This is a genomic window from Pseudomonas lactis, from assembly GCF_001439845.1.
GTDB lineage: Bacteria > Pseudomonadota > Gammaproteobacteria > Pseudomonadales > Pseudomonadaceae > Aquipseudomonas > Aquipseudomonas lactis.
In genome coordinates this window covers 132,020-149,108 of record NZ_JYLO01000005.1, presented here as the reverse complement: position 1 = coordinate 149,108, position 17,089 = coordinate 132,020, and the positions used below count along the sequence as shown (strand labels likewise).

Below are 17,089 nucleotides of genomic sequence, written 5' to 3'. Positions count from 1 at the left end.
CCTTCTCAACGGAGCTTCAATGAATCTGCCCCTGATTCTCAATTTATTGGTGTTCGTGGCCCTGTTGTTGGGCCTGGCACAAACCCGCCGTACCAACTGGAGCCTGGCCAAGAAGGTGCTGTTCGCCCTGGTGCTGGGCGTGCTGTTCGGCGCGGCGTTGCACACGATCTATGGCGACGGCAACCCGGTGCTCAAAGCCTCCATCGGCTGGTTTGACCTGGTGGGCAACGGCTATGTGCAACTGCTGCAAATGATCGTGATCCCGCTGGTGTTCGCCTCGATCCTCAGTGCCGTGGCGCGCCTGCATAACGCCTCGTCCCTGGGCAAGATCAGCTTCCTGACCATCGGCACGCTGCTGTTCACCACGGCCATCGCGGCGCTGATCGGCATCGGCCTGACCAACCTGTTCGGCCTCACCGCCGAAGGGCTGGTGGCCGGCACCCAGGAAATGGCGCGCCTGCAAGTGATCCAGAGTGATTACGCAGGCAAGGTTGCCGACCTGAATATCCCGCAGTTGCTGCTGTCGTTCGTACCGGCCAACCCGTTCGCCGACCTGGCCCGGGCCAAGCCGACGTCGATCATCAGCGTGGTGATTTTCGCCGCGTTCCTTGGGGTTGCCGCGCTGCAACTGCTCAAGGACGACGTGGAAAAAGGCCAGAAAGTCCTTAACGCCATCGACACCCTGCAAGCCTGGGTGATGCGCCTGGTGCGCCTGGTAATGAAGCTGACCCCTTATGGTGTGCTGGCGCTGATGACCAAGGTGGTCGCCGGTTCCAACCTGCAAGACATCATCAAGCTCGGCAGTTTCGTCGTGGTGTCGTACCTGGCCCTGGGCCTGATGTTCGTGGTGCACGGCCTGCTGCTGTCCCTGGCCGGGATCAACCCGCTGCGCTTCTTCCGCAAGGTGTGGCCGGTGCTGACCTTCGCCTTCACCAGCCGCTCCAGCGCTGCGAGTATTCCGCTGAGCATTGAAGCGCAGACCCGTCGCCTGGGCATTCCGCAATCCATCGCCGGTTTCGCCGCCTCGTTTGGCGCGACCATCGGCCAGAACGGTTGCGCCGGTCTTTACCCTGCCATGTTGGCGGTGATGGTCGCGCCGACCGTGGGCATCAACCCGCTGGACCCGCTGTGGATCGCGACCCTGGTGGCGATTGTGACCTTGAGTTCGGCGGGCGTTGCCGGCGTCGGCGGCGGTGCGACCTTTGCCGCGCTGATCGTGCTGCCGGCCATGGGCTTGCCGGTGTCACTGGTGGCGCTGTTGATTTCCGTGGAGCCGCTGATCGACATGGGCCGTACGGCGTTGAACGTGAATGGTTCGATGACGGCCGGGGCGATTACCAGCCAGATCATGGGGCAGACGGATAAAGCGCTGTTGAATGCCGATGAGCATGCCGAGTTAGCGCAGGTCTGATAGACCGCCATCGCAGGCAAGCCAGCTCCCACATTTGAATGTATCCACACATCAAACTGTGGGAGCTGGCTTGCCTGCGATGCTTTTAGGCTTTTTCCCACACCTCGAAGTTATAGGCCGGCTTATCACCTTCAGCCGGATTCTCGACATTCGACACCAGCTTCCACTGGTTCCTATCAAACTCTGGAAACCACGCATCCCCTTCCGGGCTCAGCGCCACGCGGGTCAGGTACAAGCGATCGGCCTGTTCCAGCCCCTGCGCATACAACTGCGCGCCGCCGATCAGCATCAGCTCGTCCACGCCTTGCGCCTTGGCCCACTCCTCAGCCCGCTCTACCGCCGCGTCCAGTGAAGGAAAAACTTGCGCACCTTCCAGCACAAGATCGGTCTGACGGCTGACCACCAGGTTCAAGCGCCCCGGCAGCGGTCGGCCCAGGGAATCCCAGGTCTTGCGCCCCATGATGATCGGCTTGCCGAGCGTGGTGGCCTTGAAATATTTGAAATCCCCCGGCAAATGCCAGGGCATGCTGTTGTCGACGCCGATCACACGGTTTTCACCGAGGGCTGCGATCAGGCTTAAAGGGAGAGTTTTTTTCATGGCGACGAGAATACCAGAGCGGCGAGCCAGCGGTTATGCTCCAACCTCATCAACACGACAGGACGGCGCGTGACTGCACTGAACCCGCTGCACAGACTTTGGCTGACAGAAACCGTGCGCTTGCGCGAAGAACACGCCGGCCCCCTGGAAGACCTGGAAGCCAACCGCCTGGCCCGCACCGCCGGGGGCGACCTGCCCACGCGCATCCAGCAGCGTGCGCTGCACCTGGCCGAGCGCGATGGTTTGGCCGCCGCGCTCAGCCGCTGGCTGCAAGGCGCACGCCTGGCGCTGGTGTTACTGGCGGTGGTCGCCGTCATCAGCGGCGCCGGTTTGGCGTTCGCGGCGCTGGGCAATGGCTTGGCCCCGGTGAATGTGTTCTGGGCCTTGGGTAGCCTGCTCGGCCTGAACCTGATCTTGCTGATCAGTTGGGCCCTGGGCCTGCTGTTTGCCGGTGAACACAGCGCCAGCCTTGGCCGGCTGTGGTTGTGGCTCAGCGAGAAACTGGCGCGTGACGCCAAGGCCGCGCAACTGGCCCCGGCGCTGTTGCTGTTGCTGCAACGGCAAAAACTCAATCGCTGGGCGGTGGGTGTGCTGGTCAACAGCTTGTGGTTGCTGGCCTTGCTCAGCGCCCTGGTGATCCTGCTGACCCTGCTCGCCACCCGCCGCTACGGGTTTGTGTGGGAAACCACCATTCTCGGCGCCGATACCTTTGTCGCCGTGACCCAGGCCCTCGGCACACTCCCGGCTCTGCTGGGTTTCAATGTGCCCACCGTGGAGATGATCCGCGCCAGCGGCGACTCCGCGCTGAATATCGAAAGCGCCCGCCAAGCCTGGGCCGCCTGGCTGGTGGGCGTGTTGCTGGTCTACGGCCTGTTGCCGCGGTTGATCCTCGCCCTGCTGTGCCTGTGGCGATGGAAACGCGGGCGCGCAGCGTTGCGCCTGGACCTCAACCTGCCCGGCTACGCCCAACTGCGCGAACGCCTGATGCCCAGCAGCGAGCGCCTGGGGGTCAACGATGTGGCGCCCGATCACCTGCACCCGATCAGCGGCGGCGCAAGTGAGCTGGAGAGTGATGGCGCCTTGCTAGTCGCCATCGAACTCGACGACCAACACCCGTGGCCCCCCAAACTGCCTGCCAACGTCAAGAACGCCGGCATCCTCGACAGCCGCGAATCACGCAACAAACTGCTGGAGCAACTCAGCCGTTTCCCACCCGCGCGCCTGGCCATCGCCTGTGACCCGCGCCGCTCGCCCGACCGTGGCAGCCTGGCGCTGATCGCCGAGCTGGCACGCAGCGCCAGCGACACCCGCGTATGGCTGCTGCAGGCACCACCGGGCCAGGCGCTGGACGCCGAGCGCCTGGGCGACTGGCATGCCGCGCTGCAACAGCTTGAGCTGTCGTTTGCCGATTGCGCGCCGTTAAGCTGGCTGGAGACCGGTCATGACTAAACCGCTGAAACTCGCCGTGGTCGGCCACACCAACGTGGGCAAGACCTCACTGCTGCGCACCCTCACCCGCGATGTCGGCTTTGGCGAAGTGTCCCATCGCCCCAGTACCACGCGGCACGTGGAAGGTGCGCGCCTATCGGTAGATGGCGAAGCCTTGCTGGAGCTGTACGACACGCCCGGCCTGGAAGACGCCATCGCCCTGCTCGATTACCTGGAACGCCTCGACCGCCCCGGTGAACGCCTGGATGGCCCTGCGCGGCTGGCGCGTTTCCTGGAAGGCAGCGAGGCACGCCAGCGTTTCGAACAGGAAGCCAAGGTGCTGCGCCAATTGCTGGCCTCGGATGCTGGCCTGTACGTGATCGATGCCCGCGAGCCGGTGCTGGCCAAGTACCGCGACGAGCTGCAAGTGCTGGCCAGTTGTGGCAAACCGTTGTTGCCGGTGCTCAACTTTGTCAGCAGCAGCGACCACCGCGAACCGGACTGGCGCGAAGCCCTGGCCCGCCTCGGCCTACATGCGCTGGTGCGTTTCGACAGCGTGGCACCGCCCGAAGACGGCGAACGTCGGCTGTATGAAAGCCTGGCCCTGCTGCTGGAAAACGCCCGCCCCCAGCTGGAACGCCTGATCCTCGATCAAGAAGCCCAGCGCCAGGCTCGCCAGCAAAGCGCGGCACGGCTGATCGCCGAGTTGCTGATCGACTGCGCCGCCTGCCGCCGCAGCGTCACCACCGAGGATGAGTCCCAGGCCATCAGTGATTTACGCAAGGCCGTGCGCCAGCGCGAACAAAAGTGCGTCGAAGCCCTGCTCAAACTGTTCGGCTTCCGCCCACAGGATGCCGCCGCCAGCGACTTGCCGTTGCTGGACGGGCGCTGGGGCGACGACCTGTTCAACCCCGAAACTCTCAAGCAACTGGGCGTGCGCGTGGGTGGCGGGATCGCCGCCGGTGCGGCCGCCGGTGCGGGCGTGGATCTGCTGGTCGGTGGCCTGACACTGGGCGCTGCTGCCCTGGCCGGCGCGATTGCCGGCGGTGCGCTGCAAACCGCACGCAGCTATGGCAGCCGCCTGATGGGCAAGATCAAGGGCCAACGCGAACTCACCGTCGATGATAGCGTGCTGCGCCTGCTCGCCCTGCGCCAACGCCAACTGCTCAAGGCCCTGAACCTGCGCGGCCATGCGGCGATGCACAGCATCAAGGTCGATACGCCCCAGGACAAAACCTGGCGCGAAGGCAAGCTGCCGGACGCCTTGCACAAGGCCCGCGCCTATCCGCAATGGTCGTCCCTCAACCCCCACGCCAAACTGAGCCAGGCCGAGCGTCAGGAGCAGGTCGAGGCATTGTCGGTGCAACTGAATGAACCGGGGCTCATGCCTTGAATGCTCAGTAAGCAGCGTCAAACGGCGTGGTCTTTTGCTTACTGATCAATGTGCCTGAATATCCACAACCTTGGCATCGAAGGGCTCAGGTGTGTGCCAATTGAACTTCAAATAAAGCTCAGCCAATTGCTGGACCAAGTGCTTATCAACTTCATCAATGACGCCATCGCAGTTGATGTCGGCGTGAATGTTCCACTCAAGTTCACCGTTGTTATCAAAATCATAGGCGGCGCTCCAAGACACCTGAGCGTCCGAACTCAGCAGCCCTGGGCCTTTGTGTAAGTGCAGGCGCACGGTGTCGGGGGTGCCGTCTTTATAGAAGTCTTCGGAAAAGATCTTCATGTAAAGCCGGCTACTGGCGCCGCGATTCACCCAGTTGATCTTCAAATAGGCATTGGCAAATTGATCCAGCAACGCTTGATCAAGACTGCTTTCCTGACCGTCATTGGTAACGTCTCCCCTGCTGTAATCGACCTTTGCGTCTGAGGTGAGGTCATAGGCTACGGCCTCATTGAGCAACTCGTCCTGATTGCAGGGCGTACCTTGGTAGAACTGAAGACGCACCGTATTCGCCCGGCCATCTCCCGTTTGATCCTGTGCAACTACCTTCAAATAGCGCATCTGCGTTGCTCCCTTGGCTAAGAAGCAAGCACCTTAGTGCGGGGGCTATCGAGGCTCCAGGCGGCGTATCTGCGATGTGTGTAAGGCCCGTCTACGCGGCCAGTAGTCGGGCGGCCATGGCTTTGAGCAGTTGCAGATCCAACACCGGCACCTGCGTTTGCTTGGCCTGCTCGTCCCAGTGGCGCATACGCAAACTCACGGCATATAGCGAGTCCTGTTCAAAAGCCCTGGCCTCTTCGGCGCTCATCACGCCGCCCTGATAACCCAGGGTGCGACGGCTGGCTTGGCTCAAGCGGGCGAAATAGTCCGGTTGGCTGAAGGTCAGGTAACGCTTGGCCTGCACGTGGTATTCCACCAATTTGGCCAAGCGTTCGCTGAAGCCTGCGCGGCGCAGGTAATCGGCGCCCAGCCGCTCGTGGCTGACCACACCATAACCGCCCATGTTCGCGCAGCCCTGGCCGCAGAGGTGGCCGATGTCGTGGAAGAACGCCGCCAGCACCACCTCGTCGTCAAACCCTTCGGCCATGGCCAATTGTGCGGCCTGGGACATGTGCTCGATTTGCGACACCGGCTCGCCGATGTAGTCAGCCGTGCCATGCTGCTCGTACAAGCCAAACACCTGGGCAATCGCCTGTTCCGGGCTCATCGCGTCGTGCCCCACAGTGTGCTGATATTACGCTCGGCCATCGCCGGCCCCACGCTCATCCCTACGCCGGTGTGCATCAAGGCAGCGCTGACGCCGGGTGCCGCCTGCACAAACGAAAACGGCCCAGGCCCGCGCGAACCGTAGACACCCTGCCAACGCTCGACCACCTGGACCTTGCAACCCAGGGTCTGCTGCGCCAGTTCGATCAGCCAGTCATCCACCTGCTCGGCGTTGAAGGGCGACGGATCGCTGTCGTAATGGTGGGAATCACCGATGATCAACTCGCCATGGGGCGTTGGGCTGATCAACAGGTGAATGCCGTGCTCGTGCAGGTACGGCGTTTCCCGCAGGATCTGCGCCTGCACCGCGGCCGCTTCCGGCAGGTCGGCAAAGGCGCCGTAGTGCACGCAGCTCAAGCCGGTGAGCAAGGCATGTTGCAGGTTCAGGTTGAGCGCTGGCCGGGCGCGCAGCATTTGCAGGCGACAGGTTTGCGGGTTGAGCGCGGCGATGGCGTCGGCCAGCAGGGTCTGATAATCGTGGCCGGAGCAGACGATGATCTGCTCGCCGCGAAAGCGGCCCGCCGTGCTGTGCAACTGGCCCGGTTCAACCTCCCGCACCAGGGTGGAGAAGTGAAACTCCACGTTCAGCGCCTGGCTCAGATAATGGATCAGCGCCGGGATGGCCTCGCGGGAATACAGTTGCTGATCGTCCTTGCCATGCAGTGCGGCGCGGTGATGACGGAACTGGCCAGCGTACAGGTCGTTCATGGCAGCGCCTTGCAGCAGCTCGACGTTGTAGCCGTGCTCCCGCGCTCGCTCGGCGCAGAAGGCTTCGAGCAGATGCTCTTCGGCTTCGGTGCGGGCGAACAGGTAGGAGCCATTGCGCTTGAGCGCCAGGCCCGCCGCTTGCGCCCACTGGCCCCAGATTTCGCGGCTTTCCCGCGCCAGGTCCAGCATTGGCCCTGGTGGTTGACCGGTGACCAGTGCCTGGCCGAAGTTGCGCACTGAGGCGCCCAATGGCGTGGCGCTGCGCTCGAACACCTTGACCTTGAGGCCGCGCCTGGCGGCGGCATAGGCGTGGGAGAGGCCGAGAATGCCGGCGCCGACGACTAACAGATCACTACTCATACTGTCCTCTGGTTCCCGCGCTCCGCGTGGGAATTCATCCGGTGACGCTCCGCGTCACGACCTTTAAAAGCGGACGCGGAGCGTCCAGAGCGGCGTTACCACGCGGAGCGTGGGAACGATCGGTTACTGTTTTTCCGACTTGCCGTCATAACGCTTACGCCATTCGGCCAGGATGCTGTCACGGTTTTTGGAAGCCCAGACAAAGTCGTTCTTGATCAACCGTTGCTCATAGTCCGCTGGCAATTCGGTCTGCGGCTTGGCGATACCCGGTTGGGCGAGCACGGCGAAGTTGTCCTTGTACAGATCCATCGCCGCGGTGCTGGCGGAGAAGTCAGCGAGTTTTTTCGCTGCGTCAGCGTGGGCAGTGCCTTTGATCACGGCGGTGGCCTCGATGTCCCAGCCCAGGCCTTCTTTGGGCAGGATAATGTCCAGCGGCGCGCCCTGGCGTTTGAGCTGAACCGCCGGGTATTCGAAGGAGATACCGATCGGGAACTCACCGGAGGCCGCCAGCTTGCACGGCTTGGAGCCGGAGTGAACGTACTGGCCGATGTTCTGATGCAGGTCGTCCATGTACTGCCAGCCTTGCTTCTCGCCGAAGGTCTGGAGCCAGGCGCTGACATCCAGGAAGCCGGTGCCTGAAGACGCCGGGTTAGGCATCACGATCTTGCCCTTATATTCGGGCTTGGTCAGGTCCTGCCAGCTTATTGGTTTGGTGAGGCCCTGTTTCTCGGCTTCGACAGTGTTGAAGCAGATGGTGGCAGCCCACACGTCCATGCCGACCCAGGCCGGAGGATTGGCGGCGTCGCGGTAGTTTTTGCCGATCTTGTCCAAGTCCTTGGGCGCGTAGTTTTCCAGCATGCCTTGCTGATCGAGGATCGCCAGGCTGGAGGCGGCCAGGCCCCACACCACGTCAGCCTGGGGGCGGTCTTTCTCGGCCAGCAGTTTGGCGGTGATGATGCCGGTGGAGTCGCGCACCCACTTGATCTCGACGTCGGGGTTGGCCTGTTCGAAAGCTTTTTTGTAGGTCTTCAATTGCTCGGCTTCAAGGGCCGTGTACACCGTCAACTCGGTCTTGGCGAAAGCATTCAGGCTGAATGCCGTGAGGACTGCAGCGACCAGCGCCAGGGGCTTGAACATGGAGCACCTCCTTCAGGGATGTTTTATTGGCCGGGTGCGCGCTGGCGCCAGGCTTGGGAGCGGCGCAGCGCGCCACGTGAGGCCCACGCCAGCAGCAGCGAGACGCTGGCCGAGGTGAACAGGATCAGGGTCGACATGGCCGCCGCGCCGCCTACATTGCCGGCGTCGTCCATGTTCAGCACGGCGACGGCGGCGAGGATGGTGTCGGGGCTGTAGAGGAAGATCGCGGCAGACACGGTGGTCATCGCCGACACAAACAGGTAGCGCAGGATGTCCAGCAGCGCCGGCAGGCAGATCGGCACCGTGACGCGCAGATAATGGCGGTACAACGGTGCCTTGAGGGACAAGGCGGCGGCTTCGAACTCGGCGTCCAACTGGCGCAAGGCGGTGGTCGCGGTCATCTGCGCGGTGGTCAGGTAGTGGGCAATGGTGCACACCACCAGCAACGCCATGCTGCCGTACAACACATGCAGCGGGTTGCCGTTGAGGTTGAAGAAGAACACGTAGCCCAGCCCCAGGACCAGGCCCGGCACGGCCATCGGCACGAAGCTGAGCATGCGCAGCGCCAGGTTGAGGTTCTTCTGCCCCTTGGTCTTTTCCATCAGGTAGGCACCGGTGAAAATCAGCACGCTGCCGATCAACGCCGTGCACAACGCCATGGTGAGGCTGTTGCGATAGGCCAGCCAGCCGCCGCCAGCGGTGTCTTCGAACTGGTAGTGGTTGAGCGACAGCGACAGGTTGTACGGCCAGAATTTCACCAGCGAGGAGTACACCGCCATGCCGAACACCAGCAGCAACGCCGCGCAAATCAGCAGCACGATGGCCAGGTAGCACCCGTCGCGCAGCCGCGATGGCGCTGGCTGGAACACCTGGGCGCGGCCGCTCATCGCGTCGCCATGCCGACGGCGCAACCAGGCATCCACGCCAAAGCTGAACAGCGCCGGCAGCAGCAACACCATGCCGATCAACGCGCCGCGACCGAACTGTTGCTGGCCCACCACGGCCTTGTAGGCCTCCAGCGCCAGCACCTGGTAATCGCCGCCCACCACCACCGGTACCCCGAAGTCGGTAATGGTCAGGGTGAACACCAGGCAGAATGCGGCGAACACCGCCTGGCGCGTGGCCGGCCAGGTAATGCTGCGAAACGCCCGGGCCGGGCTGGCGCCCATGCTAGAAGCGGCGTCGAACAAACGCGCATCCGCCAGGGACAACGCCGACAGCAAAATCATCAAGGCATGGGGAAAGGTGTAGATCACCTCACCGAGCACAATGCCCCAGAAACCGTAGATATTCTCCGAGAACAAACCCCGCAGCAGGCCCTGGTTGCCGAACAGATAAACCAGGGCAATGCCCGGCAGCATCGACGGCGCCATCAATGGCAGCAAGGACAGGCCGCGCCAGATGGACTTGCCGGGGATCAGCGTGCGTTGCAGGGCATAGGCAAACAAGTAGGCCAGCGGCACGACGATGGCCGCCACACTGAGGGACACTTTCAGGCTATTGCCCAGCAACCAGTGGAAGTTGGCGCTGCTCAGCAGTTCGCGCGCGGCCACCAGGCCACCGCCCTGCCCGGCTTCGCCGCTGAAGCCGCGCCAGAAGATCGCCAACAGCGGCAACAGCACCGCCACCACCAACAGGCCCAGCCAGAGCCATTTGCCGCCGACCACAAAGAGGCGGTCGCCCCACTCGGCGCGGGACACCTGACGCGGTACCGGCAATGTCATCACAGCCCCCATCTCAGGCAAACACCTGCAGGCTGCGCGGCGGCAACGCCACCCAGATGTCCTGGGCGCCCAGGCGCGGCATGGCTTCCGGCGCCAGTTCAGCCAGCAACGGATGGCCCGGCAATTGTTCCAGCTCAAAGCTCATGCGGCAGCGGTTGCCGAGGAAGGTAATCTCGCGAACCTTGGCCGGGAACAGGTTTTCTTCATGCACCGGCGGGTTGACGCAAATGGCTTCCGGGCGGCAGAACAAGCGGCCGGACTGGGCGACACCCGCGTCCTCAGCCAGGCGCATGTTCAACCCACCCACCTGGGCATGGCTGGCGCTGTTACGGCTGAACGGCAACCAGTTGCCCTGGCCGACAAACTCCGCCACGAACGGCGTGGCCGGGCGGTCGTAGATTTCCTGGGGCGTGGCGTACTGCTCGACCTTGCCGTTGTTCATCACGGCAATGCGGTCGGCCATCAACATGGCTTCGTCCTGGTTGTGGGTCACCATCAAGGTGGTGATGCCCAGGCGCCGCTGCAGTTGGCGCAGTTCAGTGCACAGGTGCTCGCGCACCCGGGCATCGAGGGCCGACATCGGCTCATCCAACAGCAATAACGACGGCGCCGGCGCCAGTGCGCGGGCCAGGGCGACGCGCTGTTGCTGGCCGCCGGAGAGTTGGCCGGGGTACTTCTTTTCGCTGCCCACCAGGCCGACCAGTTCGAGCATCTGCGCGACACGCTTGCGCACTTCATCGCGGCCGCTGCCGGTGAGGCCATAGCCGATGTTCGCTTCAACGCTGAGGTTGGGAAACAACGCGTAGGACTGAAACAGGATGCCGTAGTCCCGCGCCTGGGGTGGCAGCAAGGACACGTCGCGCTCGCCCAGGTAAAGCTCACCGCTGTCCTGGCGCTCCAGGCCGGCGATGCAGCGCAGCAGTGTGGTCTTGCCGCAACCGGAAGGGCCCAGCAGGCACACCAGCTCGCCGGCGGCGACGTCCAGGGAGACGTTGTCCAGCGCGGTGAATGCGCCAAAGCGTTTCTGGATTGCGCGCACTTTCATCGGTGCGCCGGGTTGGGTCAGGGCTGTGTGCATGGTGGCACCTCATCGAACGGATGAAGGCCATGCTAGGGAGGCAATGCGTAGCTGGTGTGGCAGAAAGGCAAAAGGAGGTGATAGTGGTATTGGTGGATTTGTGTAGGACTCATGATCGTTCCCACGCTCTGCGTGGGAATGTCTCTAGTGACGCTCCGCGTCACGGACGCGGAGCGTCCTGGGCGGCGTTCCCACGCGGAGCGTGGGAACGATCAGAGGGGTGACATTTCCTGGGCCAGGCCAAGGAAAGCCGCCGGCAGGCGCGCACCTTTGCGCTCCTTGAGGCAATACAGATACTCCGGAATCTGCGGTGCATTCTCGATGGTCAGCACACGCAATTGCGGGTCATGGGGCACTTCCTGGCGGGCAATGATGCTGATGCCGATATTGCGCAGTACCGCCTCGCGAATCGACTCACGGCTGCCAATCTCCAGCAACGGCCCGTACCCCACGCCGGCGTTCTTCAACATCTCTTCCGTCAGCCGGCGGGTGGTGGAGCCCGCTTCACGCATCAGCAAGGTGTGCCCGATAAGCGCGCTCAACGGTACATGATCAAGCTTGGCCAACGGGTGATTGCGGTGCACCGCCAGCACCAGCGGGTCGGTGCCCAGCACGCGGCGGATCAGCCGGGCGTCTTCCAGCAATTGCGATGAGGCCGCGACATCGACGCGGTAATCGTCCAGCGCTTCAAGCACCTGCTGGGAGTTGCCAATTTCCACCGACACTTCCACCTGGGGCAGGCGCTCGCGAAAGGCTTTGACCAGATCGAGGATGTAATACGGCGCCGTTGCGGCAATCCTCAGCGCGCCCTGGACCTGGCCGTTGTTGCGCAGGAAAAACTCGATATCCGCTTCCTGCTGCAACAGCGCCTTGACCATCGGCAATAGCCGCGCGCCTTCGTCGCTGACGGTGAGGCGGCGGCCGCCACGGTAGAACAACTCGACGCCGTAGTGGCTTTCCAGGTTGCGAATCTGGGTGGTCACCGTGGGCTGGCTCAAGCCGAGTTTCTTCGCCGCCTGGGTAATGCTGCCCAGGCGGGCGACCATGAAAAACGCCTTTAACTCAGCACTCAGCACACCACCCTCTCATCCGCTATTTGCGCACCAGGCGCAGGCCATTGAACACCACCAGCAGGCTCACGCCCATGTCGGCGAAGACCGCCATCCACATGGTCGCCATGCCCATGAACGTGACGGCCAGGAAGATCGCCTTGATCACCAGCGCCAGGGCGATGTTCTGCTTGAGGATACTCGACGTTTGCCGCGACAACCGAATGAAAGCCGGAATCTTGCGCAAATCATCGTCCATCAGCGCCACGTCGGCGGTCTCGATCGCCGTGTCGGTGCCCGCCGCGGCCATGGCAAAGCCGATCTCGGCACGGGCCAGGGCCGGGGCGTCGTTGATACCGTCACCGACCATGCCCACCCGATGGCCCTGGCCGTAGAGGGTTTCGATGGCTTGCAGTTTGTCGGTGGGCAACAGGTCGCCCTGGGCCTGGTCGATGCCGACCTGGGCCGCAATGGCCTGGGCGGTGTGGGTGTTATCGCCGGTGAGCATCAGGGTCTTGATGCCCAGGTCGTGTAATTGCTGGATGGCTTCGCGGCTGCTCTCCTTGACCGTGTCGGCCACGGCAAACAGCGCCAGCGGGCCGGACTTGTCCAGCAGCAACACCACGGACTTGCCTTGCTTTTCCAGGGCGAAGAGTTTTTCTTCCAGGGCCTCGGAACACAGGCCGAGGTCTTCCACCAGGCGGTGGTTACCCAGGTGATAGGTCTGGCCGTTGATATCACCCCGCACACCACGCCCGGCCAAGGCTTCGAAGTTATCCACAGCGTGAGTCGACAGGTTTTTATCCACAGCCGCGTTGGCAATCGCCAGGGACACCGGGTGGTCAGAACGCGATGCCAAACTCGCGGCCAGGGCCGGCGCGCTGTCTTCGATATTCGGGAACAGCGGCAGGTAATCGGTTTGCACCGGTTTGCCATGGGTGATGGTGCCGGTCTTGTCGAGGGCCAGGTAGTCAAGCTTGTAGCCGCCCTCCAGGTACACGCCGCCTTTGATCAGGATGCCTTTGCGCGCCGCAGCTGCCAGGCCGCTGACAATGGTCACCGGGGTGGAGATCACCAAGGCACACGGGCAGGCTACCACCAGCAGCACGAGGGCGCGGTAGATCCAGTCAAACCACACACCCGCCATGAACAGCGGCGGAATCACCGCCACACCGAGGGCAAACAGGAAGACGGCCGGGGTGTAGACCTTGGAGAAACTGTCGACAAAGCGCTGGGTCGGTGCGCGTGCGCCTTGAGCCTGTTCCACCGCGTGGATGATCCGCGCCAGCGTGGAGTTGTTCGCCGCTGCGGTGACCTTGTACTCCAGGGAGCCGGCCTGGTTGATGGTGCCGGCAAACACCTTATCGCCCACGGTTTTCTCAATCGGCAGGCTTTCCCCGGTGATCGGCGCCTGGTCGATGGTGGACTGGCCGGCCGTGACCTCACCGTCGAGGCCGATGCGCTCACCGGGTCTTACTCGGACAATCGCGCCAAGATCGATGCTTTTGACCTCTTTTTCCAGCCAGGAACCGTCGGCCTGGCGCACCGTGGCCTGTTCCGGGGTCATCTGCATCAGGCCGCTGATGGCGTTGCGCGCCCGGTCCAGGGACTTGGCCTCAATCAACTCGGCCACGGTGAACAGGAACATCACCATCGCCGCTTCCGGCCACTGGCCAATCAGGATCGCGCCCGTCACCGCGATGCTCATCAAGGCATTGATATTGAGGTTGAAGTTCTTCAGGGCAATCCAGCCCTTCTTGTAGGTGGTAAGGCCGCCGCTGAGGATCGACACCAACGCCACCAGCGCGATTACCCAGGTGGGCGCCACGCCGGTGAAGTGCAACACCTCGGCCCCCAGGGCACCCACGCCCGACACCGCCAACGGCCACCAATGTTTCTTGGCGGGCGGCGCGGCGGCGGGGCTGCCTTCTTCGATAGGGTCGGCCTGCATGCCGATGGACTTGATTGCCTCGATGATCGGCGCCGTGTTCGGCAGGTCATGGGTGACGCCGAGGATGCGGTTGATCAGGTTGAATTCCAGTTGCTGCACGCCAGCGAGCTTGCCCAGCTTGTTCTGGATCAGCGTCTGCTCGGTAGGGCAGTCCATGGCTTCGATGCGGAAGGTGCTCAGGCGCGAGCCGGCGGTGGGCGCTTCACTCAAGGTCACGATGGCGGGCCCGGCAGCGCCGGAGCAGCAGGAGCCGGAATGGCCGTGGTTATCCACAGGCGTGAGTTTGGCGGGCCCATGGTCATGTTTATGATCATGGCCGTGATCGTGATCGTGATCGTGCTTGTGGTCGTGCTTGTGCGGGGTATGAATGGAGTGGCTCATCAGGTCGCGTCCGTAAAGGTGCCTGTTGCCAAGTAAAGACCCTGTAGCCACTATAGGGTCAAGCACCCATTTGGAGATTGCTGCGATGAAGATCGGCGAACTGGCCAAACTCACCGATTGCCCGGTGGAAACCATCCGTTATTACGAGAAGGAAAACCTGCTGCCGCCCCCGGCCCGCACCGATGGCAACTACCGCGTGTACACCCAGGCGCACACCGAGCGGCTGACCTTTATCCGCAACTGCCGCAGCCTGGACATGACCCTCGAAGAAATCCGCAGCCTGCTGGGGCTACGCGACAGCCCCCAGGACCAGTGCGAAAGCGTGAATGCGTTGATCGACGAGCATATCCATCATGTGAAAGCGCGGATCGACGGATTGTTGGCCTTGCAGGAACAACTGCTGGACCTGCGCCAACGTTGCGGCGGTGGGAACCAGTGCGGGATCTTGCAGCAGTTGGAGGTCAGCGGAGGGATTGCGGCCAGCGAGGCCGAGCCTTCGCATGTGGGCAGAAGCCACGGCCACTAACCCAAGTGAACACCGAACCCATGTGGGAGCTGGCTTGCCTGCGATAGCGGTGGACCAGCAACATTGATGTCGCCTGACACTCTGCCATCGCAGGCAAGCCAGCTCCCACAGTTTTTCACCGAATAAGGCTTTAGATAGCCACGTCAGCCTTGATGCTCGGGTCGGCGTCGTAGCCCACGATTTCGAAGTCTTCGAACTTATAGTCGTAGATCGACGCAGGCTTACGCTTGATCACCAGTTCCGGCAGTTTTTTCGGCGTACGCGCCAACTGGGTCTGGATCTGCTCCATGTGGTTGCTGTAGGCGTGGGTGTCGCCGGTAGTGACGATGATCTCGTGGGGGATCAGGTCGCACTGCTGGGCCAGCATGTGGGTCAGCAACGCCAGCGCGGCAGTGTTGTACGGCAGGCCCAGGAACACGTCGGAGCTGCGGATATACAGCTGCATCGACAGATGGCCGTCATGCACGAACGCCTGGTACAGCAAATGGCATGGCGGCAGGGCTTGCTTGCCGTTACGCGCGTTCTCCTGCGGGCTCTGGGTTTCGTCCGGCAGGTATTCGACGTTCCAGCCGTGGAACAGGATGCGACGGCTGTTGGGGTTGGTCTTGAGCGTGTGCACCATGTAGTCGATCTGGTTGATCGTGCCGCCGTCCTTGGTCGGCCAGGCGGTCCACTGCTCGCCGTACACCGGGCCCAGGTCGCCGTCTTCGGTGGCCCATTCGTCCCAGATCTTCACGCCATTTTCGTTGAGCCACTTGATGTTGGTGTTGCCGCTCAACATCCAGATCAGTTCGTTGGCGATGCTTTTGAAGTGCAGCTTCTTGGTGGTCAGCAGCGGGAAGCCGTCGGCCAGGTTATGCCGATACTGACGCGCAAACACAGCCTTGGTGCCGGTGCCCGTGCGGTCGCCCTTGGTCAGGCCATTGGTCACGACGTCCTGCAGCAGTTCGAGATATTGCTTCATGTTTTTACCCGTATCGTTGAAGCCAAGACCTCCTGGTCTCGGCATTCGAATTTAAAGCGCGGCGTTCTTCAGCGGCTGCGGGCGATTGTACGCCCACCACAGCATGCCCAGGCCCGCCAGGATCATCGGCAGGCTAAGCACCTGACCCATGGTCAGCCAGCCCCATGCCAGGTAGCCCAACTGCGCATCCGGTACCCGTACGAATTCGACGATGAAGCGGAAAATCCCGTAGAACAGCGCGAACATGCCCGACACGGCCATGGTTGGGCGCGGCTTGCGCGAGAAGATGTAGAGAATAAGGAACAGTGCCACACCTTCCAACGCAAACTGGTACAGCTGCGACGGGTGGCGCGGCAGTTGCGCCGGGTCGCTGAACGCCGGGAACACCATCGCCCACGGCACGTCGGTCGGCTTGCCCCACAGCTCGGCGTTGATAAAGTTACCAATGCGCCCGGCGCCCAGGCCAATCGGCACGAAGGGGGCGACGAAGTCCATCAGCTGGAAGAACGACTTGCCATTGCGCCGGCCAAACCACCAGGCGGCGATCATCACGCCGATAAACCCGCCGTGGAACGCCATGCCGCCCTTCCACACTTCGAAGATCAGGGTCGGGTTGGCGAGATACGCAGACAGATCGTAGAACAGCACGTACCCCAGGCGCCCGCCGACGATCACGCCCATCGACATCCAGAACACCATGTCGGAGAGCTTTTCCTTGGTCCAGGTCGGGTCGAAACGATTCAGGCGCCGGGAAGCCAGCAGCCAGGCACCGCCGATGCCGATCAGGTACATCAACCCGTACCAATGGATTTTCAGCGGACCGATGGCCAGGGCCACCGGGTCGATCTGCGGGTAAGGCAGCATTGCGACTCCTCGTTAAAACATTTAGTCATGACGCACCGGACCATGCCGATGTGCGATTAAGCCTGCGTTACAGCTGCGAGATCAAATTAAGAAGTTCACATACACACCAAACAGCCCGGCATGTTAACGGATCAGAGGTGCGCGGCCCAACTTCGAGACGATGGAACACCTGCGCGTCTGTGGGTAGAGTG

General features: G+C 62.6%; 15 protein-coding genes. 4 read left to right on the top strand and 11 right to left on the bottom strand.

The annotated features are described in order from the left end of the window. The first annotated feature begins 19 nt into the window (after positions 1-19). Entirely contained in the window at positions 20-1,411 is a 1,392-nt protein-coding gene (locus tag TX24_RS09605) for an L-cystine transporter (protein ID WP_003195164.1), read from the top strand. A gap of 85 nt (positions 1,412-1,496) precedes the next feature. Here the strand turns inward: TX24_RS09605 and TX24_RS09600 are convergent, their stop codons facing one another. Further along, complete coding sequence (locus tag TX24_RS09600; RefSeq protein ID WP_003195166.1) at positions 1,497-2,009, bottom strand: dihydrofolate reductase; 513 nt, start codon at positions 2,007-2,009, stop codon at positions 1,497-1,499. Between the two features lie 69 nt (positions 2,010-2,078). Here TX24_RS09600 and TX24_RS09595 point away from each other — a divergent pair, with 69 nt between their 5' ends. Both TX24_RS09595 and TX24_RS09590 read left to right on the top strand, forming a co-directional pair. Next, positions 2,079-3,458: a DUF2868 domain-containing protein gene (locus tag TX24_RS09595; RefSeq protein WP_034133998.1), complete on the top strand. Its 1,380-nt coding sequence runs from the start codon at positions 2,079-2,081 to the stop codon at positions 3,456-3,458. Further along, on the top strand, positions 3,451-4,830 hold the full coding sequence (locus TX24_RS09590) for a DUF3482 domain-containing protein (protein WP_057710233.1): 1,380 nt from the start codon (positions 3,451-3,453) through the stop codon (positions 4,828-4,830). The genes TX24_RS09595 and TX24_RS09590 overlap by 8 nt, the downstream gene beginning before the upstream one ends. A 45-nt stretch (positions 4,831-4,875) precedes the next feature. On the opposite strand, the gene TX24_RS09585 is transcribed toward TX24_RS09590, so the two are convergent. The 8 genes from TX24_RS09585 to TX24_RS09550 form a co-directional block, all read right to left on the bottom strand. Next, entirely contained in the window at positions 4,876-5,451 is a 576-nt protein-coding gene (locus TX24_RS09585; RefSeq protein WP_003195172.1) for a hypothetical protein, read from the bottom strand. A 91-nt stretch (positions 5,452-5,542) separates the two neighbouring features. Then, positions 5,543-6,097, bottom strand: a complete 555-nt coding sequence (locus TX24_RS09580) for a phosphonate degradation HD-domain oxygenase (protein WP_003195174.1) — start codon at positions 6,095-6,097, stop codon at positions 5,543-5,545. After that, entirely contained in the window at positions 6,094-7,224 is a 1,131-nt protein-coding gene (locus tag TX24_RS09575) for a TIGR03364 family FAD-dependent oxidoreductase (RefSeq protein WP_057710232.1), read from the bottom strand. Before TX24_RS09575 ends, TX24_RS09580 begins: the two co-directional genes overlap by 4 nt. 123 nt (positions 7,225-7,347) lie before the next feature. After that, positions 7,348-8,361 carry a putative 2-aminoethylphosphonate ABC transporter substrate-binding protein gene (locus TX24_RS09570; protein WP_003195177.1) on the bottom strand — a complete coding sequence of 338 codons (1,014 nt, stop codon included), beginning with the start codon at positions 8,359-8,361 and terminating at the stop codon, positions 7,348-7,350. Positions 8,362-8,384: 23 nt separating this feature from the next. Further along, entirely contained in the window at positions 8,385-10,097 is a 1,713-nt protein-coding gene (locus TX24_RS09565; protein WP_057710231.1) for a putative 2-aminoethylphosphonate ABC transporter permease subunit, read from the bottom strand. A 1-nt stretch (position 10,098) separates the two neighbouring features. Further along, on the bottom strand, positions 10,099-11,163 hold the full coding sequence (locus tag TX24_RS09560) for a putative 2-aminoethylphosphonate ABC transporter ATP-binding protein (RefSeq protein ID WP_003195180.1): 1,065 nt from the start codon (positions 11,161-11,163) through the stop codon (positions 10,099-10,101). A 212-nt stretch (positions 11,164-11,375) separates the two neighbouring features. After that, entirely contained in the window at positions 11,376-12,239 is an 864-nt protein-coding gene (locus TX24_RS09555) for a LysR family transcriptional regulator (protein ID WP_044269645.1), read from the bottom strand. Between the two features lie 16 nt (positions 12,240-12,255). After that, a complete protein-coding gene (locus TX24_RS09550; RefSeq protein ID WP_057710230.1) occupies positions 12,256-14,544 on the bottom strand; it encodes a heavy metal translocating P-type ATPase in 2,289 nt (762 codons plus the stop codon). 85 nt (positions 14,545-14,629) lie between these two features. Between TX24_RS09550 and cadR the strand changes: the two genes are divergently transcribed. Beyond that, the gene (gene cadR / locus TX24_RS09545) at positions 14,630-15,070 is read left to right on the top strand and encodes a Cd(II)/Pb(II)-responsive transcriptional regulator (protein ID WP_003195185.1); all 441 of its coding nucleotides are present in this window, start codon (positions 14,630-14,632) and stop codon (positions 15,068-15,070) included. Positions 15,071-15,200: 130 nt separating this feature from the next. Here the strand turns inward: cadR and TX24_RS09540 are convergent, their stop codons facing one another. Next, positions 15,201-16,034, bottom strand: a complete 834-nt coding sequence (locus TX24_RS09540) for a thymidylate synthase (RefSeq protein ID WP_014720362.1) — start codon at positions 16,032-16,034, stop codon at positions 15,201-15,203. A gap of 51 nt (positions 16,035-16,085) precedes the next feature. Next, positions 16,086-16,898 carry a prolipoprotein diacylglyceryl transferase gene (gene lgt, locus TX24_RS09535; protein ID WP_057710229.1) on the bottom strand — a complete coding sequence of 271 codons (813 nt, stop codon included), beginning with the start codon at positions 16,896-16,898 and terminating at the stop codon, positions 16,086-16,088. Between the last annotated feature and the right edge of the window lie 191 nt (positions 16,899-17,089).